Raw genomic sequence first — 24,606 nt, forward strand, 5'->3', positions numbered from 1 at the left:
TATTCTATGAGATTGGAGAACTTATGAAAATTCACAGAACCGTGAATCCTGTTGCTTATGAAAACACCTACTACATTGAAGGTGAGAATCACCTAATCGTGGTTGATCCTGGTAGCCATTGGGCTGAGATTCGTAGCGTTATTGAGACCATTAACAAACCTATCTGCGCTATTCTCCTGACCCATACCCACTATGATCATATCTTAAGTCTAGATTTGGTTAGAGATACTTTTGGAAATCCTCCAGTCTATGTAGCAGAGAGTGAAGCTTCTTGGCTCTATACTCCTGTTGACAACCTTTCAGGACTCCCTCGACACGATGATATGGCGGATGTCATCTGCAAACCAGCTGAACACACTTATGTCTTTCATGAAGAATACCAGATTGAAGAATTCCGCTTCACAGTCTTACCTACGCCAGGCCACTCTATCGGCGGAGTTTCATTGGTTTTCCCAGATGGACACTTGGTCTTAACCGGAGATACGCTCTTCCGTGAAACAATTGGCCGTGATGACCTCCCGACAGGTAGTTTGGAGCAAATGCTTGACAGTATTCGCAATCAGCTATTCACCCTACCAAACTATGATGTTTACCCAGGTCATGGACCTGCTACGACTATCGCCCACGAAAAAACTTTTAATCCATTTTTCTAGCAAGCAAAAAACCAAGGATAGCTTCCTTGGTTTTTGTGTACTGCTATTCAATTCTCCATTCTTTGATCTTAGAATTTAACCTAGTATTGAATTTCATTTAATTCTAGTTGACTGGCTCAAATACTTTCCAATCAAATTTAGCTAAATCAAGTTCATTAGATGAAATCTCTAAGACTTGCTCTGCTTTTTCATTGCCACCAATTTGAATAGTTGCTTCTTTCACCTTCTGCACTCCATTTTTATCAAATGAATATAGAGCCAGGTTCATTTCTGGATGAGTTGAATGCCAGTCTGCATAACAGACTTGACCATTTTCGTAAATGACAAATCCTGAGCGAAAACCACCTGCAGAAGGTATATAAGCTGTGTGAAGTAAGTTAGTCTTTTGATTTTCCAAATAATAAATGGCTGATACAAATTTTTCATCTCCAATAAGCAACTCGTATTGACCATCCTTGTTCAAATCAACAAGGGCATATTTAAAGTCCGGTGCTTTTCGATCCATTCGCGAGAAAATCATGTCATATTCCTCTGAAGCAATATTATTTTGTTTGATCTCCTCTGCGAGATCTTTTCTATTACCTTGTTTTAAAAGCTCTGTATAGTGATTATAGCGTTTAATCACATCTTTATACAAATCTCGACCAGTTTCCTTCTTATTTTCAGCAGTCGATTGTGATGCCTTGGTTGACGATTCACTTGTATTTCCAGTCTTTGCTTCTGTTGATGCACTAGTCTTATCGTCTTTGGAAACAGATGATAGTGCAGATGACGGTTCTGTACTGCTATTATTTTTATTGAGTGCACAAGATGCCAAAACTGAAATCAAAAGAATAGCTGAAAGTATCATTAAAAATTTCTTCATGTTAACCTCGATAGCATTTCATTTTCTGATTGATAAACTTCAAAAACGAGTCATTAACACTAAGTTATACTTGGTTAAGGAATCACTTTACCAAATAATCACACGGTCTTCTGGTGCACGCCACATTCCGTCGCCTTCTTTGACATCATAGGTTGTAAAGAAGTCATCAAAGTTTGGCACTTGGACGTTAACACGGAGTTTAGCTGGGGCGTGCACATCAACGCTGGCCATGAGTTTCATCAACTCTGGGCGACCTTTCATACGCCAGATACGAGCAAAGTTATGGAAGAACTCTTCAGCTGAGAAGTCTGGCTCTCTCTTAGCAGCTTCTAGCGCTGCAGCGATTCCTCCAAGGTCAGCAACGTTTTCGGATACAGTTAGTTTCCCATTGATTTTTGCACCGTAAGATTCTTGACCATCAAACTGGTCGATAACCTTCTGCGTTTTCTCTTTAAAGGCAGCATAGTCGCTCTCAGTCCACCAATCCTTGAGACTTCCATTTTCATCAAAGGAAGCTCCATTTGTGTCAAAAGCATGAGAAATCTCGTGGGCAATAACCGCACCAATACCACCGTAGTTGGCAGAAGACGACTGATGCAAGTCATAGAATGGAGCCTGTAAAATAGCAGCTGGGAAGACAATCAAGTTCTTTTGTGGATTGTAGTAGGCATTCACCATATGAGCAGGCATTCCCCACTCCTTATAGTCAACTGGCTGGTTCCACTTGCTCCAGCTGTGCTTGATTTCAACACGCGCAAAGGCTAGAGCATTCTCAAAGAGACTAGCAGATTCATCCACTACCTTGTCCTTATAGCGAGCTGGCAGTTCTTCTGGATAACCAATATAAGGCTTGATGACATTGAGTTTGACGATAGCTTTTTCTCGAGTTTCAGGAGTCAGCCAGTCATTTTTAGCCAAACGTTCCTTATAAACGTCAATCATGGTCGCTACTTTTTTCTCTACGTCTGCCTTGGCTTCTGGAGAGAATTTTTCGTGGGCATACCAAAGACCAAGGGCTTGTTTGAATGGTCCTTGAGCTAAGTGGTAAGCTGCCTTGCGTTTGTCTTGAGCCTCTGGAACTCCTGAAAGAGCTCGTCCGTAGGCACCTGACAAGATACGAATCTCATCTGTCAAATAGCTCGTTGAAAGATTGACTACACCTAAGATCAAGCCTGCCTTGAGCAAAGGCCAAGCTTCTTCACTATAGAATTGCTCTGCTGCTTGCCAGAAACGTTCTTCATCTACGATAATCTTGTCTGGTGTTTGTCCAATCACCGCTTGGAAAAAATCATCTAAAGGAAGTGCAGGAGCAAACTTTTTGAAATCTTCATAAGAATATGGATGGTAGAGTTTAGCATATTCTGAACTTTCTTCATTAGAGAGGACTACTGCTGCGATACGGCGGTCCAATTCCAATCGTTTCTCTAGCAAGTCTTCGATTTCTTCATCTGAGAAGTTATAGGCTTTGAGGAGATTAGAAGTACTTTCTTTCCAAAGATTCAATAATTCCTCACGCTGAGGATGGTCTTCCGCATAGTAGGTTGTGTCAGGCAAGATAGTTCCTGGAGCACTAGCCCAGAGAACATTGGTTCTAGCATCCATAAAGTCTGGTGATACTCCAAATGGAAGGAAGTTTGGTTTACCAGCTAATTCAAATGCTGCTAGTTTACTTGCGAAATCCGCAAAACTTTCTAAATTCTGGTATTCCTTCAATAAAGGAAGGACTGGTTCAATTCCATCTGCTTCTCGCTTATCGAAATCTCTGACCATACTATGGTACTTGACAAAATTTGCCAAGATAGCATCTTCTGGCACATCTTCTCCTGCCAACCATTTGTCAGTCGTCGTTAGCATCAACTCTTCAATTTCTTCGTCAAGGTCGATAAAACCACCTGTTCTCGATTTATCGGCTGGAATAACAGCAGTCTTTTCCCACTCACCATTTATAGCATCATAAAAATCATCTTGATAACGTGTCATCTTGTTCTCGCTTTCCTATTTTCACTTATTCCTAGCTTAGCAAAAATCCCTGGGGAATGCAATTAAAAATACCGTCTTCTCCTGATTGTTTTCTAGTTAATATTTTAAATATTTACAAAAATTAACTTGACTTAATTTTTATTTTAATGTATATTAAAAGATAGGAGGAATATAACTGTATGATACGTATCGAAAACCTCAGTGTCTCCTACAAAGAAACGTTGGCACTAAAGGATATTTCACTAGTGCTCCAAGGACCAACGATTACCGGAATTATTGGTCCAAACGGCGCTGGGAAATCAACATTATTAAAAGGTATGCTGGGAATTATCCCACATCAAGGTCAGGCATTTCTCGATGACAAGGAAGTTAAAAAATCCTTACATCGAATCGCCTATGTCGAACAAAAAATCAATATCGACTACAACTTTCCCATCAAGGTCAAGGAATGCGTCTCGTTAGGACTATTTCCCTCTATTCCTCTCTTTCGAAGTTTAAATGCTAAACATTGGAAGAAAGTGCAAGAGGCCCTTGAAATCGTCGACCTAGCTGACTACGCTGAACGTCAAATCAGTCAACTCTCTGGAGGTCAGTTCCAGCGGGTCTTGATTGCCAGATGTTTGGTGCAGGAAGCCGACTATATCCTCTTAGATGAACCCTTTGTGGGGATTGACTCAGTCAGTGAAGAGATTATCATGAATACGCTGAGAGATCTGAAAAAAGCTGGGAAGACGGTTCTCATCGTCCACCACGACCTCAGCAAGGTTCCCAACTACTTCGATCAAGTCTTGCTTGTCAATCGAGAAGTGATTGCTTTTGGTCCGACCAAAGAAACCTTTACCCAAGCCAATCTCAAAGAAGCTTACGGTAATCGACTCTTTTTCAATGGAGGTGACCTATGATTGCAGAATTTATAGATGGATTGCAAAAATTCCATTTCTTACAAAATGCCTTGATAACAGCTATTGTTATCGGGGTCGTAGCTGGAGCTGTAGGATGTTTCATCATTCTACGTGGGATGTCACTCATGGGAGATGCCATTTCACATGCTGTGTTACCAGGTGTAGCCCTCTCCTTCATCTTGGGCATTGACTTCTTTATCGGAGCCATTGTCTTTGGACTGCTAGCTGCTATCATCATTACCTACATCAAGGGAAACTCGATTGTCAAAAGCGATACCGCCATCGGCATTACCTTTTCTTCTTTCTTAGCCCTCGGTATCATCTTGATTAGTGTCGCTAAAAGTTCAACTGACCTTTTCCATATCCTTTTTGGTAATATTCTTGCTGTTCAAGATACAGATATGTTTATTACTATGGGTGTAGGGGCAGCCATTCTCTTGTTAATCTGGATTTTCTTCAAGCAACTCTTGATAACGTCCTTTGATGAACTCTTGGCTAAAGCCATGGGAATGCCTGTCAATTTCTATCACTACTTACTCATGGTACTCCTAACTCTGGTGTCTGTGACAGCAATGCAAAGTGTCGGAACTATCCTGATTGTAGCCATGCTGATTACCCCAGCTGCAACTGCTTATCTGTATGCTAATAGCCTGAAAAGTATGATTTTCCTTTCCTCAACCTTTGGAGCTACAGCTTCAGTTTTGGGACTCTTTATCGGCTATAGCTTTAACGTTGCGGCAGGTTCTAGTATCGTGCTCACAGCTGCTAGTTTCTTTCTCATTAGCTTCTTTATCGCTCCAAAACAACGATATTTGAAACTGAAAAATAAACATTTGTTAAAATAAGGGGCAAAACCCCAATAAATTGGAGGATCTAATGAAAAAATTAGGTACATTACTCGTTCTCTTTCTTTCCGTCATTGCTCTTGTAGCATGTGCTAGTGGAAAAAAAGATGCAGCTTCTGGTCAAAAACTAAAAGTTGTTGCCACAAACTCAATCATCGCTGATATTACTAAAAATATTGCTGGTGACAAGATTGATCTTCACAGTATCGTTCCTGTTGGTCAAGACCCACACGAATACGAACCACTACCTGAAGACGTCAAGAAAACTTCTCAAGCTGATTTGATTTTCTATAACGGTATCAACCTTGAAACAGGTGGAAATGCTTGGTTTACAAAATTGGTAGAAAATGCCAAGAAAACTGAAAACAAAGACTACTTTGCAGTCAGCGAAGGCGTTGATGTTATCTACCTTGAAGGTCAAAACGAAAAAGGCAAAGAAGACCCACACGCTTGGCTCAACCTTGAAAATGGGATCATCTTTGCTAAAAACATCGCAAAACAATTGAGCGCTAAAGACCCTAGCAACAAAGAATTTTACGAAAAAAATCTCAAAGAATATACTGATAAGCTAGACAAACTTGACAAGGAAGCTAAAGCTAAATTCGACAATATTCCTGCTGAGAAAAAACTCATCGTAACCAGTGAAGGATGCTTCAAATACTTCTCTAAAGCCTACGGTGTCCCAAGTGCCTATATTTGGGAAATCAATACTGAAGAAGAAGGAACTCCTGACCAAATCAAGACCTTGGTTGAAAAACTTCGCCAAATGAAAGTCCCATCACTATTTGTTGAGTCCAGTGTCGATGATCGTCCAATGAAGACTGTTTCACAAGACACAAACATCCCAATCTACGCACAAATCTTTACTGACTCTATCGCAGAACAAGGTAAAGAAGGCGACAGCTACTACAACATGATGAAATACAACCTTGACAAGATTGCTGAAGGATTGGCAAAATAAACATTTAAAAAACGTCGTTCTCACGGAATTGGCGTTTTTTTGATTCAAATTCCGGTCAAATTATTGGGAAAATCTGACGTTTCAATGTAAAATGAAAGAAAAAAGATTGGAGTAGCTTATGACTACATTCCTTGGAAATCCTGTGACTTTTACAGGAAAACAACTACAAGTAGGAGACAAGGCTCTTGACTTCTCTCTAACAACAACTGACCTTTCTAAAAAATCACTATCAGACTTTGATGGAAAGAAAAAGATTTTAAGTGTGGTTCCTTCTATCGATACTGGAATTTGTTCCCTTCAAACTCGTCGATTCAATGAAGAACTGGCTAGCTTAGACAATACTGTAGTCCTAACCGTATCTATGGACCTTCCATTTGCTCAAAAACGCTGGTGCGGTGCAGAAGGAATTGAAAATGCCATCATGCTATCAGACTATTTCGACCACTCCTTTGGGCGCGATTATGCCCTCTTAATCAATGAATGGCATCTGCTTGCTCGAGCCGTTTTTGTTCTCGATGCCAATAATACCATCCGCTACGTCGAATACGTGGATAATATTAATTCTGAACCCGACTTTGAAGCAGCAATTTCTGCTGCTAAAGCTCTCAACTAGAGAAAGCTATCTCTCTATATAGCAGAAAGCTAGAGAAATCTGGCTTTTTTTGATATACTAGTTACAGATAATAAACAAGGAAAAAGCAATGACCCCAAACAAAGAAGATTACTTAAAATGTATTTATGAGATTGGCATGGAAGTTCCTAAAATCACCAACAAAGAAATTGCTGCTCGGATGCAGGTATCTCCTCCGGCGGTAACTGAAATGATCAAGCGCATGCAATCTGAAAATCTCATTCTAAAGAATAAAGAAAATGGCTATTTGCTGACAGACATTGGTTTGAGACTAGTTTCTGAGCTTTATCGCAAACACCGCCTTATTGAGGTATTCTTAGTTCACCATCTAGACTATACCAGCAATCAGATCCACGAAGAAGCTGAAGTGCTAGAACATACTGTATCAGACCTTTTTGTGGAGAGATTAGAAAGTATGTTAGGTTTTCCAAAGACCTGTCCCCATGGTGGTACTATTCCTGCCAAGGGTGAACTTCTGGTTGAGATCAATAACCTGCCACTTTCTGATATCAAAGAAGCAGGAAGCTACCTTCTCACAAGAGTCCATGATAGCTTTGAACTTCTTCAATATTTGGAAAAACATGGCATCCATATTGGAGACCAACTTCAAGTCAAACAGTTTGATGGCTTCAGTAATACTTTTACTCTGATTCACAACCATGAAGAACTTCAAGTCAGTCTCGAAATCGCTAAGCAACTCTATGTTGAAAAAATGAACTGACCCTCCTTATCCCCAGAAGCTTTGTCTTTTAGGGATTTTATAGATGAGAAAAACCAAGCTTGTATGCTTGGTTTTTCTTATTTATTCTTGGTATCGAGGATGATGGTTACTGGACCATCATTGATCAGTTCCACCTGCATATCAGCTCCGAAGACACCTGTCTCAACAGGAACTTCCTTGGCTAGTTCTCGATTTAAGTCTTGGTAAAAAGCCTCAGCCATATCAGGTTTGGCAGCACCTGTAAACGCTGGTCGATTGCCCTTCTTTGTATCTGCAAAAAGAGTGAATTGAGAGATAGAGAGGATTTCCCCCTCAATATCCTTGACTGACAGGTTCATCTTTCCCTCTGCATCCGAAAATATACGCATATTGACGAGCTTTCTCACCGCATAGTCTAGATCTTCTGCTTGGTCTTCAGGACCAACTCCCACTAGAAGTAATAAACCTTGCTTGATTTGGCTATAAACTTGCCCCTCAATGGAGACCTGAGCTTGTTTGACTCGCTGAACAACGATTTTCATAAAAATCCTTTCTAGACCTATCGAGCCAACTTAACCATTTGTACGTTTGACTGAGTAAACTTCTGGTACACTCTTAATCTTATCAACTACTGTTGTCAGAGTTGAAAGGTTTGAAATTCCAAAAGAAACGTGAATATTTGCAAATTTCATATCCTTGGTAGGCTGGGCGTTTACAGTAGAGATGTTTTTGGTCGTATTTGACAAGACCTGTAACACATCATTCAAAAGACCTGTACGATTGAGACCGTAGATATCAATGTGGGCGATATATTCTTTACTTGAGAATTGATCTTCCCACTCAACATCTAAAAGACGCTGCTCATAGTTTTCCTGCGAACGAAGGTTCATACAGTCAACACGGTGGATGGCAACTCCTCGACCTTTAGTAATATAACCAACGATATCATCACCTGGAACAGGATTACAACATTTGGCAATCCGGACCAAGAGACCAGAAGCACCCTGGATGACAACCCCACCCTCATGCTTCACCTTAAGCGTATCCTTGTTCTCTACCTTGACTTCGCCGCCCTTAACCAGCTCTTCTGCTTCTGCCTTAGCTTTAGCACGCTCTTCTTCACGGCGTTCTTTTTCAGTTAAGCGATTAAAGACGGTGATAGCACCAATTTCTCCAAAACCAATCGCAGCAAAGAGAGATTCTTCTGTCTTGTAGCTAGTTTTTTGGAGAACCTCATCCATGTGTCGCTTATCCATGAATTTATTAGCCACATAGCCATGTTCTTGAAACTGACTGATGAGCATTTCACGGCCTTTATTGATCGATAATTCTTTATCTTGATTTTTAAAGAACTGACGAATCTTATTCCGAGCCTTGCTGGTCTTGACCATGGTAAGCCAGTCACGACTTGGTCCAAAGGAATTTGGATTGGTAATAATTTCAACCTGGTCGCCTGTTTTCAGTTTTGTAGTTAAAGGAACCATACGTCCATTAACCTTGGCACCTGTTGCTTTTTCACCAATTTTGGTATGAATTTCATAGGCAAAGTCAATAGGTCCAGAGTCTTTTGGAAGTGAACGAACAGCTCCATCTGGAGTAAAGACGTAGATTTCTTCTGCTAGGTAATTTTCTTTGACCGTTTCTACGAAATCTTTAGCATCATTGGACTGATCTTGGAGTTCCATCATCTCCTTAATCCAGTTCATACCAATGGCAGATTCTTTATTGTTAACCTGCCCCTTGATTCCTTTTTTATAAGCCCAGTGAGCCGCAACCCCGTACTCAGCAACCTCGTGCATTTCCTTGGTACGAATCTGGAATTCAATAGGGCCTTTTGGTCCATAAACAGTGGTGTGGATAGATTGGTAACCATTAGCCTTTCGGTTAGCAATATAATCCTTAAAACGACCAGGCATTGGTTTCCAAAGTTCATGAACATAACCCAACATGGCATAGACATCACTATGAGTCTCTAAGATACAGCGAATGGCAATCAGGTCATAGATTTCCTCGAAACGCTTTTTCTTATCTTGCATCTTACGATAGATAGAGTAGATATGCTTTGGACGACCGTAGATTTTTCCTGTGAGATTTCGCTCAGAAGTATATTCCTCCAACTTGGTCACAACTTCATCGACAAGTTCTTCCCGCTCTCTACGCTTCTCCTTCATCATATGGGTAATCTTGTAAAATTCTGTTGGATTGAGATAACGGAATGATAAGTCCTCAAGCTCCCACTTAACACTTGAAATCCCTAGTCGGTGAGCAAGCGGAGCATAGATTTCCATGGTTTCTCTAGAAATTCGTTCCTGCTTATCTTTACGGAGGTGATGGAGAGTTCTCATGTTATGCAAACGGTCAGACAGCTTAACCAAGATAACACGGATATCCTCTGACATAGCCATAAGCATCTTGCGGTGGTTTTCTGCCAGCTGCTCTTCGATAGACTTGTACTCGACCTTCCCTAATTTAGTAACCCCATCAACGATAATGCGAACATCATGACCAAAAACTCTCTCTAAATCATCCAAACTAGCATCTGTGTCTTCGACAACATCATGCAAAAAACCACAGGCAACTGTGACAGCATCTAGCTTGAGTTTAGCTAATATTCCCGCTACCTGAATAGGGTGGATGATGTAGGGTTCGCCAGATTTACGATACTGACCACTGTGGCATTCAACAGCATAAACCAAGGCCTTATGCACAAAAGCCACATCTTCCTTCAATAAATATTTTTGTGTTAAAGCGACGACTTCATCGCCTGAATAAATTACTTCTTTGGGCATGCATACTCTCCAGTTCTTCCTACCATTTTATCACTTTTTCGACAATAAGAAAACTAGAAGAACCTAGAGCTTTATAAGAAAAACACTGCTAGAAGATTTCTAGCAGTGTTTGATCATTTCTTATGTCTTAGTGTACTGTTTTTTCAGTTTCTACATCGAAGAAGTGTGCTTTGTTTAGGTCAAATCCAAGTTCAACTGTTGCACCTGCTTGCAAGTAGTCACGAGCGTCAACTTTGGCAACAAACTCGTCTTTACCAACTTGGCAGTAGAGGTGAGATTCAGAACCAAGCAACTCTGATACAGAGATAGTTGCTTTAACAACTGATTCTGGGAATGTTTCAAGGAAAGCAGGCTCAGCGTTCACGTCTTCTGGACGGATACCGAAGATCAATTCTTTACCTTCATAACCTTTTTCACGAAGAACTTTCAAAGCGCCTTCTGGAACTTTCAAGTTAAAGCCGTCACCAACGATGCGGTCACCGTTCAATTTAACGTTGATGAAGTTCATAGCTGGGCTTCCGATGAATCCTGCTACGAATTTGTTAACTGGGTTTTTGTAAACTTCTTGAGGAGTACCGATTTGTTCAACACGTCCGATAGTACCTGTTCCAGCAGGGTTCTTAGTAGCTGACATGATAACGATACGGTCTGCAAGTGTCATCGCTTCAGTTTGGTCGTGAGTTACGTAGATAGTTGTAGCTCCGATACGACGGTGGATTTTAGCAATTTCAGCACGCATTGATACACGAAGTTTGGCATCCAAGTTTGACAAAGGCTCGTCCATCAAGAATACTTTTGCATCACGGACGATCGCACGACCCATGGCAACACGTTGACGTTGACCACCAGAAAGGTCAGCAGGTTTACGTTCCAAGAATTCTTTCAATCCAAGGATTTCAGCTGCTTCTTGTACACGTTTGTCGATATCCTCTTTACTGTATTTACGCAATTTCAAACCGAAAGCCATGTTGTCGTATACAGTCATGTGTGGGTAAAGAGCGTAGTTTTGGAATACCATGGCGATATCACGGTCTTTTGGAGCTACGTCGTTGACAACCACACCATCGATAGATGCAGTACCTTCTGTGATGTCTTCAAGACCTGCAATCATACGGAGAGTAGTTGATTTACCACATCCTGAAGGTCCTACGAAAACGATAAATTCTTTGTCTTTGATGTCCAAGTTAAAGTCTTCAACTGAATAGTGTTCGCTGTTTGGATATTTTTTGTAAATATTTTTAAGATTTAATTCTACCATTGTGGAGAACTCCTTTTTCTTTTTTGATAGTTTTATTATATATGAAAACGCTTTACCATTCTATGGCAAGTTGACCAAAAAACAAAAAAAGTTCTGTGCAACTTGCACAAAACTTTATAGGATATCTGGTAAGATGAGTTGATAACAGAGTGTTAAATCCGTCAAATCCTTTAATTGAAGCCCTGTTAATTCTTCCCATTTATCAATCTTGTACTGGAGAGAATTACGATGCAAATAGAGCTGCTGAGCTGTTTTTGTCAGTACCGCACTATTGTCCCAAAGAGACAAAATAATTTCCTGAATCTGGTCTTGGTCCTGAATCAACTGACGAAGGTAGTCCTTGATAATTCTATGGTCAACCTGTTTTTCTCCAAGTCTCCATAGATAGAGTTGAGAAAAAGTCTGAACCCCTTGATGACCTTGACGCCACCAAGTCTTAAAGAGCTCACGCTCAGCCTTGATCAATTCTGATAAGGATTGGTGGGTATTCTGTGACCAGACCTGCCCCAACATAATCGACAGACGAAGTCCAAAGTCATACTCAACCGCTTCGAGAGTATCTGATAAAATCGAACGAACAGAGATATACTTATCCTGCTGGAGAACAAAGAGATAATCCTGAGCCCCCACCTGAATCGTAGTCAAGTAATTTGGAAACAGGGTTCGCATCATGTCTAACCAAGAAGACAGATTCTCCTGTTGGAAATAAGACAGGTGGCAATATACAAGCTGTATTTTCTTGAAAGTTTGAGGCGCTTGGCCCTTACCTTCAATCAAATGGCTATACCAAGGATTGAGCGAGATAGTTTGTTCCTGCTGGGTTAAGAGAGAAACCAATTGTTTTTCACGTTCACTCAGACTAGCTTCCTCCAGCAAAAGCCACTGATTATTTGGCAAAGATAGGCAAAGATAACCTTCTTTGTCTACTGGCTGATCTAAGATTTTACCATCTGGAAACCAATCTAGTAGTTCTTTTGCAATCATGTGCTATTCCTCCACTTTTTGGATGCACCAAGAGATCAAAGCTTCTAATCGCTCCACATTGTCTGTCATATGGAGATAGCCCATAACTGCTTCAAATCCTGTAGACATACGGTAGGTTACTACATCTGCGTTCTTTGCCTTGGTATGACTATTGGTGTTACGCCCTCGTTTATAGATTTCTTCTTCTTTCTCAGTCAGGACTTGCTCCTCCAACATCAGTGAAATCAAACGAGCCTGAGCCTTGGCTGAAACATACTTGGTAGCCTCTTGGTGGAGTTTATTGGGCTTGGTCATGCCTTTGAGGATGAGATGACGACGAATATACATAGAATACACCGCATCTCCTTCAAAAGCTAGGGCAATCCCGTTAATGAGATTGACATCAATCACGTGTCCACCTCACTCCATCCTTGGTATCCAGTAGCTTAATCCCTTGATCAGCTAGTTGGTCACGGATTTGGTCAGCTGTCGCAAAATCACGATTGGCACGCGCTTCTTGACGTTTTTGAATCAAGGCTTCAATCTCTTCATCCAAAACTTCCTCGACAAAAACAATACCAAAGACCTCTAACATAGCTGCAAGAGCTTCCTTAACCACTGCATCATAGTTACCTGAGTTGATCCATTTGGCCATTTCAAAGACGACTGTGATACCATTTGCAGTATTGAAATCCTCATCCATTGCAGCTACAAACTTATCTTTAAAGGCTTGTAACTCACCCGCATCTACCGTTCCAGAAAATGGTTGCTCGTAGGTGTTCTTTAAATATTTAAGATTGGTCTCGGCATCACGCACAGCCTTTTCCGTAAAGTTGATAGGTTTGCGGTAATGTTGAGTCGCAAAGAAGAAACGAAGCACTTGACCGTCGATAGTTTTGAGGGCATCATGTACCGTAATGAAGTTCCCCAAAGACTTGGACATCTTGACATTGTCGATGTTGACAAAGCCATTGTGCATCCAGTAGTTGGCAAAGGTCTTACCTGTCTTGGCTTCTGACTGGGCAATTTCGTTGGTGTGGTGTGGAAACTCAAGGTCAGCTCCACCACCGTGAATATCGATGGTATCGCCTAAAATCTCAGTAGACATGACCGAACACTCGATGTGCCAGCCTGGACGACCATGACCCCAAGGGCTGTCCCAAGAAATCTCTCCTGGTTTGGCAGCTTTCCAAAGGGCAAAGTCCACAGGATTTTCCTTACGAGCCGTTTCTTCATCTGTGCGACCTGAAGCTCCTAACTCCAAGTCTTCTAAGCTTTTATTGGCCAACTTAGCATAGTTATGGGATTTTTCCACACGGAAATAGACATCGCCCTGACTCTCATAGGCATAGCCTTTTTCAATCAGGTCTTCCACAAAACGGATGATGTCAGCCATAAACTCGACTACTCGTGGATGACGGGTAGCAGGCTTGACGCCCAAGGCCGTAACATCCTCACGAAATGCAGCGATATACTTGTCAGCTACTTCTTGAGGTGTGATGCCTTCTTCTTTAGCACGGTTGATAATCTTATCATCCACATCGGTGAAGTTAGAAATATAGGCAACCTCATAGCCACGATACTCAAAGTAGCGACGAATGGTATCGAAAGCTACTGTCGAACGGGCATTCCCCACGTGGATATAGTTGTAGACGGTTGGCCCACAGACATACATCTTAACCTTACCGTCCTCGATTGGGACAAATTCTCGCAAATCACGAGACATGGTGTCGTAAATTTTAATCATGCGGTCAACTCCCTTCTCTATTTCTGACTTTTTCGGCTGAAAACCAGCTCTGCAAAAGGGCCAAATTGTCTGAGGCTGTCCAGTTGGTAAAAGCGCTGCCCTTCCTCTTGGGTAAAGAGGGGAACCCCCTTTCCCAGGATAAGGGGCGCTATCTGAATAATAAGGTGGTCGAAAAGATCCGCATCCAAGAGTGGTCCTACCAAGGAATTACCACCAATCACAAAGACATTTTTGCCTTTGTCAATCTGGTGAACAAAGTCTACCACATCCCCAGCTACTGGCTGGTAATTGCTGACAGGCAGGTGACTATCATGCGTAAAGACATAGTTTTCCGTAGCTTGATAAAAACTTTCTACATCTTGCAAATCTTGGATTTCCTCAAAGGTCCGCTTGCCCATGATGGTGATATCCATTTGCCTGTAAAAGTCATCATAGCCTGTATCCTCTACAGAACCAAGCTGACGCAGCCAGTCTATCCTGTGCTGGCTGTCTGCCAAGTAGCCATCCATGGTGATACAGCCGTAAAAATATACTGCCATTCTTGTAGTTTCCTTTCTAGTTCTGCTTCGCCTTCACTTAGCGGGATAGACCCAGATGATTAGACCAAAGCTAATCAAAGTATTCAGCAAAATCCTTGCTGGACAAGAAAAATAAGCCAGACAACAGTAATTCCAATTCGTACCTATTAGTAGAGAGTAGTTTCAATCCAAATCTCTAGCAATTACTAATGCTATCTCAAAGAAAGTCATAGCATCCGCTTTTCTATCCTCGCGTCTAGCATCCCATTCGTGATTTTGATGGTCGACATAGTCAGCTGTGTAAAAAAATTGATAGACATTGGCTAGTCGATATCGGGCCCAGGCCATGATAGCTGAAGCTTCCATATCTACAACTCTAGCTCCTGCTGCTAGTCTTCGTTTGACCTTAGCAGCTGTCTCACGATAGAAGGCATCTGTGGTCCAAGACTTTGTTCGAATATGCTCAATGCCAGCTTTATCCAAGGCTTTTTCCATAGTTAAGAGTAGTGATTGCTCATAGGCTATTTCATCACTTGCTGGAGCATAGTGATAACTAGTACCTTCATCACGTAAAGCCGAGCTTGGTAGGATAATCTTATCTGCTTGAATAGACTGGTCTAGAACTCCGCAAGATCCTAAAATGATAAAGTTCTTAAATCCTCTTGCTTTAAGTTCTTCTAAGAGTCCAACAACCATTGGAGCTCCAATAAGAGCCATAGCAACTGCTACCTTACTCTCATCTTTTTCATAGATATACCATGGCAGTTTACCATTTAGATTGGTAAGATAGCCACCTTCGTAGACACCATCTATCTGCTTTACTCGTTCAAGGATTTCTCCATTAAAAGACAAGATAATGGTATCACAGATTTCTCCACCACTAAGGAGGCTTCGATCAGTTGGCTCGATAACAGCAGGTACATTTTCAAATTCTTCTAATAGCATTTATTACTCTTTCGCATTCAGATAAACCACCTGGGTCTGTTTAACAAAGCCAATCTTTTCATACAAACGTTTGGCACCTACATTGCTATCTTCTACTGCAATTTGGAACTCCTTATCATTTTGCTCAATGAGTTGGTTGACGAGGGATTTTGCTAGATAGCTTCCGTAGCCTTGCCCACGTTCAAGCTCAGCTATTGCTAAACCGTAGAAGTAATTGGTATTACTCGATAAATCAACTGTACAAGTTCCAATAACCTGACCGTTTTTTAATAAAATATATAGGCGACTTTCTGGATCTTTCAGAGCTTTAGCGACATATCTATCCACAACTTCTTTAGATTCATGTTCCTCTGAAAATACCTGAAATTTTAACTGACTAATTTGATCCTGATAGGAATGATCTGCTAACAAAACGTCCAGATTGGAAAGTTTTGCTAACGGATAAGGTCTTCTATCCTTACCTAACCAAGTTTCTGTCTCTTCATCCTCAACCAGTCCCCAGTTGCTAATAAAATCAAGATGGCAGTCTAGAAAAATACGCTCTGTCTGAAAAGTGACTGAATGAATCGGAAAAGAAGCTGTTTCTCTCTCAAAACTAGTAAACAATGCACGCGCAATTCCTTGACGGCGATGATCTGGATGAACCAGTATCGTCACTTCCACATCTTGATCATCTGCATAAACCGTTAATAGGCCAACAAGTTCGCCTTTTTCGTAATAAAGGAAAAAGGCGGGCATGTTTGGGTCAAAATTAAGCATGTTAGAGAGATAGGGATCACGATAGGTATCGTCATAGTTTTGGCAACAGTTAATTAGTTTTTTCGCCTCAGATAGCTCCTCTTGACTTAACTTGTTTCTTGCTTGAATCATATAGGTATCCTCTACAAACCAGACGACCTGTGACTGGCATCTCTCGCCTGCTCAAGTTTATTGACGTAGTATTCACGTTTTTCTTCAACTTCATGAATAGTTAGCTCATCTTTTTGCCCATGAACGCGAACAATCTTGGCTGGAATACCGACAACTGTTACATCACTAGGTACATCTGCCACAACAACCGCTGCAGCACCGACCTTGGCATTTTCACCGATTTCAACGGGTCCAATGACTTGGGCATGAGCAGAGATGAGAACACCTTTACGAATAGTCGGATGGCGTTTGCCACAATCCTTCCCAGTCCCACCAAGGGTTACCCCATGATAGAGGAGTACTCCCTTTTCAACGACAGCCGTCTCTCCAATCACGAGACCTCCCCCATGATCGATAAAAACACCTGAATCGATCTGAGCGCCCGGATGGATCTCAATCTGAGTCCAGAAGCGCCAAAACTGACTGTGCATCCGAGCCAAGAGTTTAAAGCCGTGCTTCCAGAGAAAATGAGAGAGACGGTGGGCAGCCAAGGCCTTAACTCCAGGGTAAGTCAGTAAGACTTCCAGGGTGTTACGAGCTGCTGGATCATTTTCTTTTACAATATCAATGGTTTCACGCCACCATCCCATACATTTCTCCTTTCTTATTCTGAATCTTTTGGTTTATGAGTAAATTCTTTCTTTGGTTTGTGGTCCTTGTGATGACGTGGACGGTGCTGTCTTTCTGACTTCTCACCCTTTTCATCATGTTCAGGTTTTGGTGGACGAGGCAAGAGTGCCTTCATAGAAGCATCCACACGTCCTTTTTCATCAATCTTGATGACCTTAACATCGACTTCATCACCGATGGCTACCAAGTCTTCGACATTATTGGTACGAGTCCAAGCCATTTCAGAGATGTGTACAAGGGCATCTGTCTTGTCAAAGAGATTGACAAAGGCACCAAATTTCTCGATACGAACTACCTTAGCATGATAAACTTCGTCCACTTTTGCTTCACGAACCAAACCAGCAATAATCTCTTTAGCACGGTTGATGGCATCTTGGTCGCTAGAGTAGATAGACACGTTACCTTCTTCGTCAATATCAATCTTAACGCCAGTTTCAGCGATGATCTTGTCGATAGTTTCTCCACCCTTACCGATAACAATCTTAATCTTGTCCACATCAATCTTGATGGTATCAATTTTCGGAGCAGTTGGAGCCAATTCTGGACGAACTTCTGGAATAGTTGCTTCAATGACATCAAGGATTTCAAAACGAGCTTTCTTAGCTTGTGCAAGAGCTTCAGTCAAGATTTCTGCTGTAATCCCTTGGATCTTGATATCCATCTGAAGGGCCGTAATCCCTTCACGAGTCCCTGCAACCTTGAAGTCCATATCTCCAAAGTGGTCTTCCAAACCTTGGATGTCTGTCAATACTGTGTAGTTGTTTCCATCAGAAATGAGACCCATAGCAATACCTGCTACTGGTGCCTTGATTGGCACACCACCAGCCATAAGGGCAAGAGTTCCCGCACAGATAGAGGCTTGAGATGAAGAACCGTTTGATTCCAAGACTTCTGCTACCAAACGAATCGCATATGGGAATTCTTCCAAGCTTGGCAATACTTGAGCAAGGGCACGTTCACCAAGGGCACCGTGTCCGATTTCACGACGACCAGGCGCACCGTAACGGCCAGTTTCCCCTACAGAGTATTGTGGGAAGTTATAGTGGTGCATAAAGCGTTTCTTGTACTCTGGGTCCAAGCCATCAATGATTTGAGCTTCACCCATTGGAGCCAAGGTTAAGATAGAAAGAGCCTGAGTTTGTCCTCGAGTAAAAAGACCTGAACCGTGCACACGAGGAAGGAAGTCAACAACCGCATCCAAAGGACGGATTTCATCGACCTTACGACCATCAGGACGAACCTTGTCTTCTGTGATCAAACGGCGCACTTCAGCATGTTCCATTTGTTCCAAGATTTCAGCCACATCACGCATGATACGGTCAAATTCTTCGTGGTCCGCATATTTTTCTTGGTAAACTGCAGTTACTTGATCTTTTATCGCTTGAGTCGTAGCTTCACGAGCCAATTTTTCTTCTACTTGGACCGCTTTTTGAAGGTCACTGTTGTAGGCCGCAATGATTTCGGCTTGCAATTCCTCATCTACATGAAGCAATTCAACTACTGCTTTTTCCTTACCTACCGCCGCAACGATCTCTTCTTGGAAGGCAATCAATTCTTTGACAGCTTCGTGTCCTTTAAGAAGAGCTTGTAGCATGATTTCTTCTGATAATTCTTTAGCACCAGACTCTACCATGTTGATAGCGTGCTTAGTACCGGCTACTGTCAATTCAAGAAGAGAGCGCTCTGCTTGTTCTTGACTTGGGTTGATGATGATTTCACCATCTACATAACCTACTTGCACCCCAGCGATTGGTCCGTCAAATGGAATATCTGAGATAGAGAGGGCCAATGATGAACCAAACATAGCTGCCATCGGTGCAGAAGCATTTTCATCGTAAGAAAGAACCGTATTGATAACTTGAACTTCATTACGGAAGCCTTCCGCAAACATTGGACGGATTGGACGGTCAATCAAACGCGCTGTCAAAGTCGCATCTGTCGAAGGGCGTCCCTCACGTTTCATAAAGCCACCAGGAACTTTCCCAGCCGCATACATTTTTTCTTCGTAGTTAACTTGGAGTGGGAAGAAATCCCCAGTTGCCATTTTCTTAGACATCACGGCTGCTGTCAAGACAGTTGACTCACCATAACGAACGACAACTGAACCATTTGCTTGCTTAGCAACCTGACCAGTCTCTACGATCAACTCACGACCCGCAAAAGTCGTTTGAAACACATATTTTGTCATGTTAATCCCCTTTGGATTGGTAATATTATACGCCTTGCCTACAAAAATCAGGATACAAAGGGCGTTAAGAATCCCGTATGAAAATAGGAGATTGACGCAGTGTGCGATGCACACCAGGAAATCTATCTTTTTCACTAGGGATTTAGCCCGTGTTCAACTCCGAAATTACTTTAGTTCTGATTCTTTAACTTACATCTCTTTGACATAAGATTAAGACTGCTTAAATATCGTTTATACCCTCATCTTTGTATCAAGTACGTACAGAGTCTATTTTATCATATTTTTCTTAAAAAGTGCTGGCTTTTCTATTAAAAAGGAACCATTCCTCCATGAAAAGAAGAATGGTTTGCTTTTTATTATCCTAAAGATTGGTGGTTAAACAAGGCATGGGTTGCTTGATGAATATATTGGGCAGTTTCTGCATTGTTCATAGTGTAGAGATGCACACCTGCAACGTCTTGCGTTACCAAGTCCACGATTTGGTCTACGGCATAGGCAAGTCCTGCTGCTCTGAGTGACTCAGGGTCATTCTCATACTTGTCCAAGATAGACTTAAACTTACGTGGGAGATGGATATTCTCACAAGTCTTCAAGAGTCGAAGAGCTTGGTTACGGTTAAGGATTGGCATAATCCCTGCATGAATCGGCACATCAATTCCAGCCAAGGTACACTTATCTTGGAAATCGTAGAAACGCTCATTATCAAAGAAAAGTTGCGTTACTAGACTAGAGCATCCTGCATCCACTTTTTTCTTGAGATTTTGGATATCTGAGATTTGATTTGGCGAGTCTGGATGTCCTTCAGGATAACAAGCACCAATGATATCAAAGTGTGGGGCCTGTTCCTTGATGAACTCAATCAAGTCTGTTGCATAACGGAAATCCTTCTGTGGCTCAACTCCTGGAATGATATCTCCACGAAGGGCCAAAATCTTCTGTACGCCAACCTTGTCCAAATCTCTAATGGTTTCAGCAACCTTATCCTTGGTCAAGTAAATGGCTGGCAAGTGAGCAATGGTCTTAATATTCAAGTCATTTTGAATATAGTCAGCCAAACGAACCGTCGTCTCTTTGATATTAAATTTATTATTACTTGCAGTCACACTGATGAAGTGTGGTGCTAAATCCTGCATATTTTGGAGTGCAGAAATAATTTTATCATTGCCTACTTCTGGGTTTGGAGGGAAAACTTCAAATGAGAGGGACGGTGTTTGACGTGACATATGTATGAACCTTTTCTAGTTGATTTCTTACCGATCAACCGTGTAGGGAGAATTGTCTTTTCTTACAATTTCTCACGCGCAGCTTTAGCAGCTTCTACAAGGCGGATCAAGCTTTCTTTCGTTTCTGGGATACCACGTGTTTTCAAACCACAGTCAGGGTTGATCCATACTTTCTTGCTTGGAACTTTCGCAAGGATGGCTTCGATTGTGTGGTCGATTTCGCCTTCATTAGGCACACGAGGAGAGTGGATATCGTAAACTCCAGGACCCACTTCTGTCTGGAAGTTTTGAGCTTTGAGTTCGTCCAAGATTTCAAGGTTTGAACGGCTAGCTTCAAATGAGATAACATCCGCATCCATATTGTCGATAGCTTTGATGATATCTGTAAATTCTGAGTAACACATGTGAGTGTGAATTTGAGTATCTGGCGCTACTGTTGAGTGTACCAAGCGGAAGGCTGGAATAGCCCAGTCAAGGTAATCTTCGTACCAGTCGCTACGACGGAGTGGCAATTTCTCACGAAGAGCAGCCTCGTCGATTTGGATAATCTTCACGCCTGCAGCTTCAAGGTCAAGAACTTCATCCTTGATTGCAAGAGCGATTTGAAGAGTGGAATCCTTGATAGAGAGGTCTTCACGTGGGAATGACCAGTTAAGGATGGTAACAGGTCCAGTCAACATACCTTTAACAGGTTTGTCAGTACGGCTTTGTGCGTAGCTAGACCATTTCACAGTGATTGGGTTGAGACGAGTAACATCGCCCCAGATGATTGGTGGTTTAACCCCACGCATACCGTATGATTGTACCCAACCATTCTTAGAGAAGAGGTAACCTGACAAGTTTTGACCGAAGTACTCAACCATGTCATTACGCTCGAATTCACCGTGTACAAGCACGTCAAATCCAACTTCTTCTTGCCATTTGATCCATTCGTCGATTTGCTCTGCTAAGAACTTGTCATAGTCTTCTGCTGACAACTCACCTTTACGGAAGGCCAAACGTTTAGCACGAACTTCCTTAGTTTGAGGGAATGAACCAATAGTTGTTGTTGGAAGGGCTGGAAGTTTGAAGGCATCTTCTTGGATAGCTTCACGCTCAGCAAAGGCTGGCAAACGAGTGTAGTCTGCATCTGTCAATCCAGCGATACGAGCACGAAGTTCCGCATTTTCACCAACACGTTCAGTCGCAAAGAGTTCTTTGTTAGCTGCAAGAGCTTCTGCACCCTGACCGTTACGGATATCATCCAAGTCACGGATCTCATCCAATTTTTCAACTGCAAATGCAAAGTGGTTCAAGATAGCTGGTTCAAATTCTTCATTAGCAGTTGTAAATGGCACATGAAGAAGTGAGCATGAGCTTGTCAAGACAATGTTTTCAGCTGGGATTTGCTCAAGAACAGCCAAGCTCTTTTCGTAGTTATTGCGCCAGATGTTCTTACCATTGACAATACCTGCATAAAGAGTCTTGTCAGCTGGGAAGCCACCTTTAACGAGTTCAAGAGTTTTCTTACCTTCAACGAAGTCAAGACCGATAGCATCTACTGGCAAGTTCACAAGGTCAGCGTAAACGTCACGAACGTCACCGAAGTATGTTTGAAGCAAAACTTCAAGACCTTTTTTGTCATCCAAGAGTTTGTTGTAGAGGTTCAAGAAGAGTGCTTTTTCCTCTTCTGTCAAGTCTTTGACAAGAGCAGCTTCGTCCAATTGGATACGAGTTGCACCTAGTTCAGCCAATTTTGCAAATACGTCTTGATAAGCAGCCACTAAGCTATCTACGAAATCTTCTGCTTTCACGCCTTCTTCAAAGTCTGACAATTGAAGGAAAGTGAATGGTCCTACAAGGACTGGACGAGTGTTAAGGCCAAGTTCTTTGGCTTCTTGGAACTCATCAAAGATCTTGTGACCAGCCAATTTTACTTGAGTGTCTTTTTCAAATTTAGGAACGATGTAGTGGTAGTTAGTGTTGAACCATTTTTTCATCGGAAGGGCACGAACGTCCCCTTTTTCACCTTGGTAACCACGAGCCAAAGCAAAGTAACGTTCAAGATCAGATAATTCTAGGTTTTGTACTGATGCAGGAACTACGTTGAAAAGGAAAGCTGCATCTAGGAAGTTATCATAGTGAGAAAAGTCATTTGATGGGATTTCAGTGATGCCTTTTTCTTTGACGATGTTCCAGTGTTTTGCACGCAATTCTTTAGCCGCAGCCAATAGTTCTTCTGCTGAGATTTCTTTTCTAAAGTATTTTTCAGTTGTAAATTTTAATTCGCGGAATTCACCCAAACGAGGGAATCCGATAATAGTAGTTGACATGTTTTGTCCTCCAAAAATTGTTGTTGAAACTATCTTAACAGAAAAGAAATCATCTGTATAATTGTAAAAAATTAGGCTTTGATATAGTTTGAAACTATATCGTTTTTTAAAGGACAAAAAAAGATTTGGAGAAAATTTCCCAAATCCTTTGATAGATATAGATTAGTAACCTTTCAAGGTTGCTAGTTCTTCGCAAAAAAATAGTGAACTGACAACTACCTATGGCTTGGTATTAGAAAAGACTATAGCTCTTTTTCTTCATTTTGATATTCCCCTTGAAAAGTGCGGACGGGAGGTAAAATTATCCGGTGGATGATTTTAACAAACCAAGTAATTTCATCCCTATCAACCTTTTTCCTGTTCAAGTGGAACGACTGCTAGTGTCTTTCCTAAACTGGCTAAAACTTTTAAGACCGTATCTAACTGAGGACTAGTCTTACCGGTTTCCATTCTAGCTATGACAGGCTGGCTCACTCCACTGAGTTCTTCTAGCTTTTTCTGACTAATTCCTTGCTCACGTCTAGCCTCAATCAATTCACTCATGATTGCCACCCTCATATCACTTTCAAGGATTTCCTCCTTGGTGAAGAGTTGAGACCGGACATCCTTCCAGTTACTTCCAATAGCACTATTCTTCATCACTTAATCCTCTTTCTTTTAAGTCCTTCAGCTCACGCTTGGCTTTTTAAATTATAACTTAAAAGTTATTAAAAGTAAATCCAAATACTTATAAAAAGAAGACCTTAGAATCATTCTAAAGGTTTCATTTTTATTATTCGAAAAAATTACGAAAAGAGTTATAAATTTAAGAAAATCCTTACTATTACTCCAGCTCTATCCCCTTGTCACGGAGATTAGCCAGACACTCTTCATAGTAGGCATGGTCATGCTCACTATAGATAGGACTTTTCAGCTTTTCCTCTGCTAAGTCTTGATAAGGAGGGCAGGTCTTGCCGCGGTAGTTCTTGTCTAGCCATTCCGGACTGACCTTGTATCCACGACGCGCCATCTCCTCCATGATCAAACGATGATAGGCATAGAGACGATAGGGCGAGTGGGTAAAGACATAGTCAACCGTCGCATGCTTTCTACCCCAGCCATTGCCACGCAGAGCGCAACACTCTCGATGCTGCCCCAAGAGCTGAGGACGCGGAAGCTGTGAAATCAAAGCCTCATGCCAAAGTCTCATGGGAGTCTCCTTTCAGCAAAGTCGAATGTTGCAAGTAGGTATTTGGATAGCGATCAAGCAACTCTCGAGTCTTAGCAATCAAGTCTTCCTTGGAAGCTTGAGCAAAGCGGTAGCGATCCAGCAAGAGCATATAGTCCTTGCGCTCGTCAAGACTGGCTTGCTTTTTAAAATAGCCCCAAATATGCTGGAAGGCATTGCAAACCTGACCCCTGTGTTCTGGAATCTGGCAGGCACGGTCAATCATCTCTTGAACCTGACTCACCTCCACCACCTCTTGCTTGAGATACTGGCGAATGTCCTTGTAAATATTGCTGGAATGGCTCAAAACAAGGTATTTGTTTTCCGCCCAGAGTTGCTGACAAAGGGCACGTTGGTTGTTATTATTCATATGTAACATT

The 24,606-nt window shown here is 41.8% G+C and carries 24 protein-coding genes; 6 read left to right on the plus strand and 18 right to left on the minus strand.

The window, feature by feature from the left end:
- Positions 1 to 23: 23 nt before the first annotated feature.
- On the plus strand, positions 24 to 653 hold the full coding sequence (locus tag QM941_RS07385; protein WP_414339981.1) for an MBL fold metallo-hydrolase: 630 nt from the start codon (positions 24 to 26) through the stop codon (positions 651 to 653).
- 103 nt (positions 654 to 756) lie between these two features.
- On the opposite strand, the gene QM941_RS07390 is transcribed toward QM941_RS07385, so the two are convergent.
- A complete protein-coding gene (locus tag QM941_RS07390) occupies positions 757 to 1,518 on the minus strand; it encodes a hypothetical protein (protein ID WP_414339982.1) in 762 nt (253 codons plus the stop codon).
- An 87-nt stretch (positions 1,519 to 1,605) separates the two neighbouring features.
- Entirely contained in the window at positions 1,606 to 3,498 is a 1,893-nt protein-coding gene (locus QM941_RS07395; RefSeq protein WP_414339983.1) for a M13 family metallopeptidase, read from the minus strand.
- A gap of 179 nt (positions 3,499 to 3,677) precedes the next feature.
- Here QM941_RS07395 and QM941_RS07400 point away from each other — a divergent pair, with 179 nt between their 5' ends.
- The 5 genes from QM941_RS07400 (at position 3,678) to QM941_RS07420 (ending at position 7,558) form a co-directional block, all read left to right on the plus strand.
- Positions 3,678 to 4,400 carry a metal ABC transporter ATP-binding protein gene (locus QM941_RS07400; protein WP_075228047.1) on the plus strand — a complete coding sequence of 241 codons (723 nt, stop codon included), beginning with the start codon at positions 3,678 to 3,680 and terminating at the stop codon, positions 4,398 to 4,400.
- Positions 4,397 to 5,245 (plus strand): metal ABC transporter permease, encoded by an 849-nt coding sequence (locus QM941_RS07405; protein WP_006148893.1) that lies wholly within the window; start codon positions 4,397 to 4,399, stop codon positions 5,243 to 5,245. The genes QM941_RS07400 and QM941_RS07405 overlap by 4 nt, the downstream gene beginning before the upstream one ends.
- Before the next feature lie 31 nt (positions 5,246 to 5,276).
- Positions 5,277 to 6,206 carry a metal ABC transporter substrate-binding lipoprotein/adhesin PsaA gene (gene psaA / locus QM941_RS07410; RefSeq protein ID WP_254730474.1) on the plus strand — a complete coding sequence of 310 codons (930 nt, stop codon included), beginning with the start codon at positions 5,277 to 5,279 and terminating at the stop codon, positions 6,204 to 6,206.
- Between the two features lie 118 nt (positions 6,207 to 6,324).
- Positions 6,325 to 6,819, plus strand: coding sequence for a thiol peroxidase (gene tpx / locus QM941_RS07415; RefSeq protein ID WP_414339984.1), 495 nt, complete (start codon positions 6,325 to 6,327; stop codon positions 6,817 to 6,819).
- A gap of 88 nt (positions 6,820 to 6,907) precedes the next feature.
- Positions 6,908 to 7,558, plus strand: a complete 651-nt coding sequence (locus QM941_RS07420) for a metal-dependent transcriptional regulator (RefSeq protein WP_414339985.1) — start codon at positions 6,908 to 6,910, stop codon at positions 7,556 to 7,558.
- A 77-nt stretch (positions 7,559 to 7,635) separates the two neighbouring features.
- Here the strand turns inward: QM941_RS07420 and dtd are convergent, their stop codons facing one another.
- The 16 genes from dtd to QM941_RS07500 all read right to left on the minus strand — a co-directional run bounded on the left by dtd (position 7,636) and on the right by QM941_RS07500 (position 24,596).
- Entirely contained in the window at positions 7,636 to 8,079 is a 444-nt protein-coding gene (gene dtd, locus QM941_RS07425) for a D-aminoacyl-tRNA deacylase (RefSeq protein ID WP_414339986.1), read from the minus strand.
- Positions 8,080 to 8,109: 30 nt separating this feature from the next.
- Complete coding sequence (locus QM941_RS07430; protein WP_414339987.1) at positions 8,110 to 10,326, minus strand: RelA/SpoT family protein; 2,217 nt, start codon at positions 10,324 to 10,326, stop codon at positions 8,110 to 8,112.
- A 127-nt stretch (positions 10,327 to 10,453) separates the two neighbouring features.
- The gene (locus QM941_RS07435; protein WP_414339988.1) at positions 10,454 to 11,584 is read right to left on the minus strand and encodes an ABC transporter ATP-binding protein; all 1,131 of its coding nucleotides are present in this window, start codon (positions 11,582 to 11,584) and stop codon (positions 10,454 to 10,456) included.
- Between the two features lie 114 nt (positions 11,585 to 11,698).
- A complete protein-coding gene (locus QM941_RS07440; protein ID WP_414339989.1) occupies positions 11,699 to 12,568 on the minus strand; it encodes a helix-turn-helix domain-containing protein in 870 nt (289 codons plus the stop codon).
- Between the two features lie 3 nt (positions 12,569 to 12,571).
- On the minus strand, positions 12,572 to 12,958 hold the full coding sequence (locus tag QM941_RS07445; RefSeq protein WP_414339990.1) for a Mini-ribonuclease 3: 387 nt from the start codon (positions 12,956 to 12,958) through the stop codon (positions 12,572 to 12,574).
- Positions 12,951 to 14,294: a cysteine--tRNA ligase gene (gene cysS / locus QM941_RS07450; RefSeq protein ID WP_414339991.1), complete on the minus strand. Its 1,344-nt coding sequence runs from the start codon at positions 14,292 to 14,294 to the stop codon at positions 12,951 to 12,953. Before cysS ends, QM941_RS07445 begins: the two co-directional genes overlap by 8 nt.
- A 17-nt stretch (positions 14,295 to 14,311) precedes the next feature.
- Positions 14,312 to 14,833: a dihydrofolate reductase family protein gene (locus QM941_RS07455; RefSeq protein WP_414339992.1), complete on the minus strand. Its 522-nt coding sequence runs from the start codon at positions 14,831 to 14,833 to the stop codon at positions 14,312 to 14,314.
- A 162-nt stretch (positions 14,834 to 14,995) separates the two neighbouring features.
- Positions 14,996 to 15,757, minus strand: a complete 762-nt coding sequence (locus tag QM941_RS07460) for a nucleoside phosphorylase (RefSeq protein WP_414339993.1) — start codon at positions 15,755 to 15,757, stop codon at positions 14,996 to 14,998.
- A 3-nt stretch (positions 15,758 to 15,760) separates the two neighbouring features.
- Positions 15,761 to 16,627, minus strand: coding sequence for a GNAT family N-acetyltransferase (locus tag QM941_RS07465; RefSeq protein ID WP_414339994.1), 867 nt, complete (start codon positions 16,625 to 16,627; stop codon positions 15,761 to 15,763).
- A gap of 11 nt (positions 16,628 to 16,638) precedes the next feature.
- The gene (gene cysE, locus QM941_RS07470) at positions 16,639 to 17,256 is read right to left on the minus strand and encodes a serine O-acetyltransferase (protein WP_414339995.1); all 618 of its coding nucleotides are present in this window, start codon (positions 17,254 to 17,256) and stop codon (positions 16,639 to 16,641) included.
- A gap of 14 nt (positions 17,257 to 17,270) precedes the next feature.
- On the minus strand, positions 17,271 to 19,484 hold the full coding sequence (gene pnp / locus QM941_RS07475; protein WP_414339996.1) for a polyribonucleotide nucleotidyltransferase: 2,214 nt from the start codon (positions 19,482 to 19,484) through the stop codon (positions 17,271 to 17,273).
- A 356-nt stretch (positions 19,485 to 19,840) separates the two neighbouring features.
- Positions 19,841 to 20,707 (minus strand): methylenetetrahydrofolate reductase [NAD(P)H], encoded by an 867-nt coding sequence (gene metF / locus QM941_RS07480; RefSeq protein WP_414339997.1) that lies wholly within the window; start codon positions 20,705 to 20,707, stop codon positions 19,841 to 19,843.
- Positions 20,708 to 20,769: 62 nt separating this feature from the next.
- Positions 20,770 to 23,019, minus strand: coding sequence for a 5-methyltetrahydropteroyltriglutamate--homocysteine S-methyltransferase (gene metE, locus QM941_RS07485; RefSeq protein WP_414339998.1), 2,250 nt, complete (start codon positions 23,017 to 23,019; stop codon positions 20,770 to 20,772).
- A gap of 345 nt (positions 23,020 to 23,364) precedes the next feature.
- Positions 23,365 to 23,658 carry a helix-turn-helix domain-containing protein gene (locus QM941_RS07490; protein WP_049504013.1) on the minus strand — a complete coding sequence of 98 codons (294 nt, stop codon included), beginning with the start codon at positions 23,656 to 23,658 and terminating at the stop codon, positions 23,365 to 23,367.
- A 184-nt stretch (positions 23,659 to 23,842) separates the two neighbouring features.
- On the minus strand, positions 23,843 to 24,208 hold the full coding sequence (locus QM941_RS07495; protein ID WP_414339999.1) for a TIGR02328 family protein: 366 nt from the start codon (positions 24,206 to 24,208) through the stop codon (positions 23,843 to 23,845).
- Complete coding sequence (locus QM941_RS07500) at positions 24,192 to 24,596, minus strand: YbgA family protein (protein ID WP_414340000.1); 405 nt, start codon at positions 24,594 to 24,596, stop codon at positions 24,192 to 24,194. The genes QM941_RS07495 and QM941_RS07500 overlap by 17 nt, the downstream gene beginning before the upstream one ends.
- Positions 24,597 to 24,606: the final 10 nt, after the last annotated feature.

The organism is Streptococcus timonensis, from assembly GCF_047460355.1.
Classification (GTDB): Bacteria; Bacillota; Bacilli; order Lactobacillales; family Streptococcaceae; genus Streptococcus; species Streptococcus timonensis_A.

What these genes read in the sequence shown, in the direction of transcription:
- psaA (WP_254730474.1), top strand. Translation starts at nt 5,277, where the DNA reads ATGAAAAAATTAGGTACATTACTCGTTCTCTTTCTTTCCGTCATTGCT.
- QM941_RS07465 (WP_414339994.1), bottom strand. Translation starts at nt 16,627, where the DNA reads ATGATTCAAGCAAGAAACAAGTTAAGTCAAGAGGAGCTATCTGAGGCG.
- QM941_RS07420 (WP_414339985.1), top strand. Translation starts at nt 6,908, where the DNA reads ATGACCCCAAACAAAGAAGATTACTTAAAATGTATTTATGAGATTGGC.
- tpx (WP_414339984.1), top strand. Translation starts at nt 6,325, where the DNA reads ATGACTACATTCCTTGGAAATCCTGTGACTTTTACAGGAAAACAACTA.
- QM941_RS07405 (WP_006148893.1), top strand. Translation starts at nt 4,397, where the DNA reads ATGATTGCAGAATTTATAGATGGATTGCAAAAATTCCATTTCTTACAA.
- cysS (WP_414339991.1), bottom strand. Translation starts at nt 14,294, where the DNA reads ATGATTAAAATTTACGACACCATGTCTCGTGATTTGCGAGAATTTGTC.
- QM941_RS07395 (WP_414339983.1), bottom strand. Translation starts at nt 3,498, where the DNA reads ATGACACGTTATCAAGATGATTTTTATGATGCTATAAATGGTGAGTGG.
- QM941_RS07385 (WP_414339981.1), top strand. Translation starts at nt 24, where the DNA reads ATGAAAATTCACAGAACCGTGAATCCTGTTGCTTATGAAAACACCTAC.
- metF (WP_414339997.1), bottom strand. Translation starts at nt 20,707, where the DNA reads ATGTCACGTCAAACACCGTCCCTCTCATTTGAAGTTTTCCCTCCAAAC.
- QM941_RS07400 (WP_075228047.1), top strand. Translation starts at nt 3,678, where the DNA reads ATGATACGTATCGAAAACCTCAGTGTCTCCTACAAAGAAACGTTGGCA.
- QM941_RS07490 (WP_049504013.1), bottom strand. Translation starts at nt 23,658, where the DNA reads ATGAAGAATAGTGCTATTGGAAGTAACTGGAAGGATGTCCGGTCTCAA.
- QM941_RS07495 (WP_414339999.1), bottom strand. Translation starts at nt 24,208, where the DNA reads ATGAGACTTTGGCATGAGGCTTTGATTTCACAGCTTCCGCGTCCTCAG.
- dtd (WP_414339986.1), bottom strand. Translation starts at nt 8,079, where the DNA reads ATGAAAATCGTTGTTCAGCGAGTCAAACAAGCTCAGGTCTCCATTGAG.
- QM941_RS07440 (WP_414339989.1), bottom strand. Translation starts at nt 12,568, where the DNA reads ATGATTGCAAAAGAACTACTAGATTGGTTTCCAGATGGTAAAATCTTA.
- QM941_RS07455 (WP_414339992.1), bottom strand. Translation starts at nt 14,833, where the DNA reads ATGGCAGTATATTTTTACGGCTGTATCACCATGGATGGCTACTTGGCA.
- pnp (WP_414339996.1), bottom strand. Translation starts at nt 19,484, where the DNA reads ATGACAAAATATGTGTTTCAAACGACTTTTGCGGGTCGTGAGTTGATC.
- QM941_RS07390 (WP_414339982.1), bottom strand. Translation starts at nt 1,518, where the DNA reads ATGAAGAAATTTTTAATGATACTTTCAGCTATTCTTTTGATTTCAGTT.
- metE (WP_414339998.1), bottom strand. Translation starts at nt 23,019, where the DNA reads ATGTCAACTACTATTATCGGATTCCCTCGTTTGGGTGAATTCCGCGAA.
- QM941_RS07460 (WP_414339993.1), bottom strand. Translation starts at nt 15,757, where the DNA reads ATGCTATTAGAAGAATTTGAAAATGTACCTGCTGTTATCGAGCCAACT.
- QM941_RS07500 (WP_414340000.1), bottom strand. Translation starts at nt 24,596, where the DNA reads ATGAATAATAACAACCAACGTGCCCTTTGTCAGCAACTCTGGGCGGAA.
- QM941_RS07435 (WP_414339988.1), bottom strand. Translation starts at nt 11,584, where the DNA reads ATGGTAGAATTAAATCTTAAAAATATTTACAAAAAATATCCAAACAGC.
- QM941_RS07430 (WP_414339987.1), bottom strand. Translation starts at nt 10,326, where the DNA reads ATGCCCAAAGAAGTAATTTATTCAGGCGATGAAGTCGTCGCTTTAACA.
- cysE (WP_414339995.1), bottom strand. Translation starts at nt 17,256, where the DNA reads ATGGGATGGTGGCGTGAAACCATTGATATTGTAAAAGAAAATGATCCA.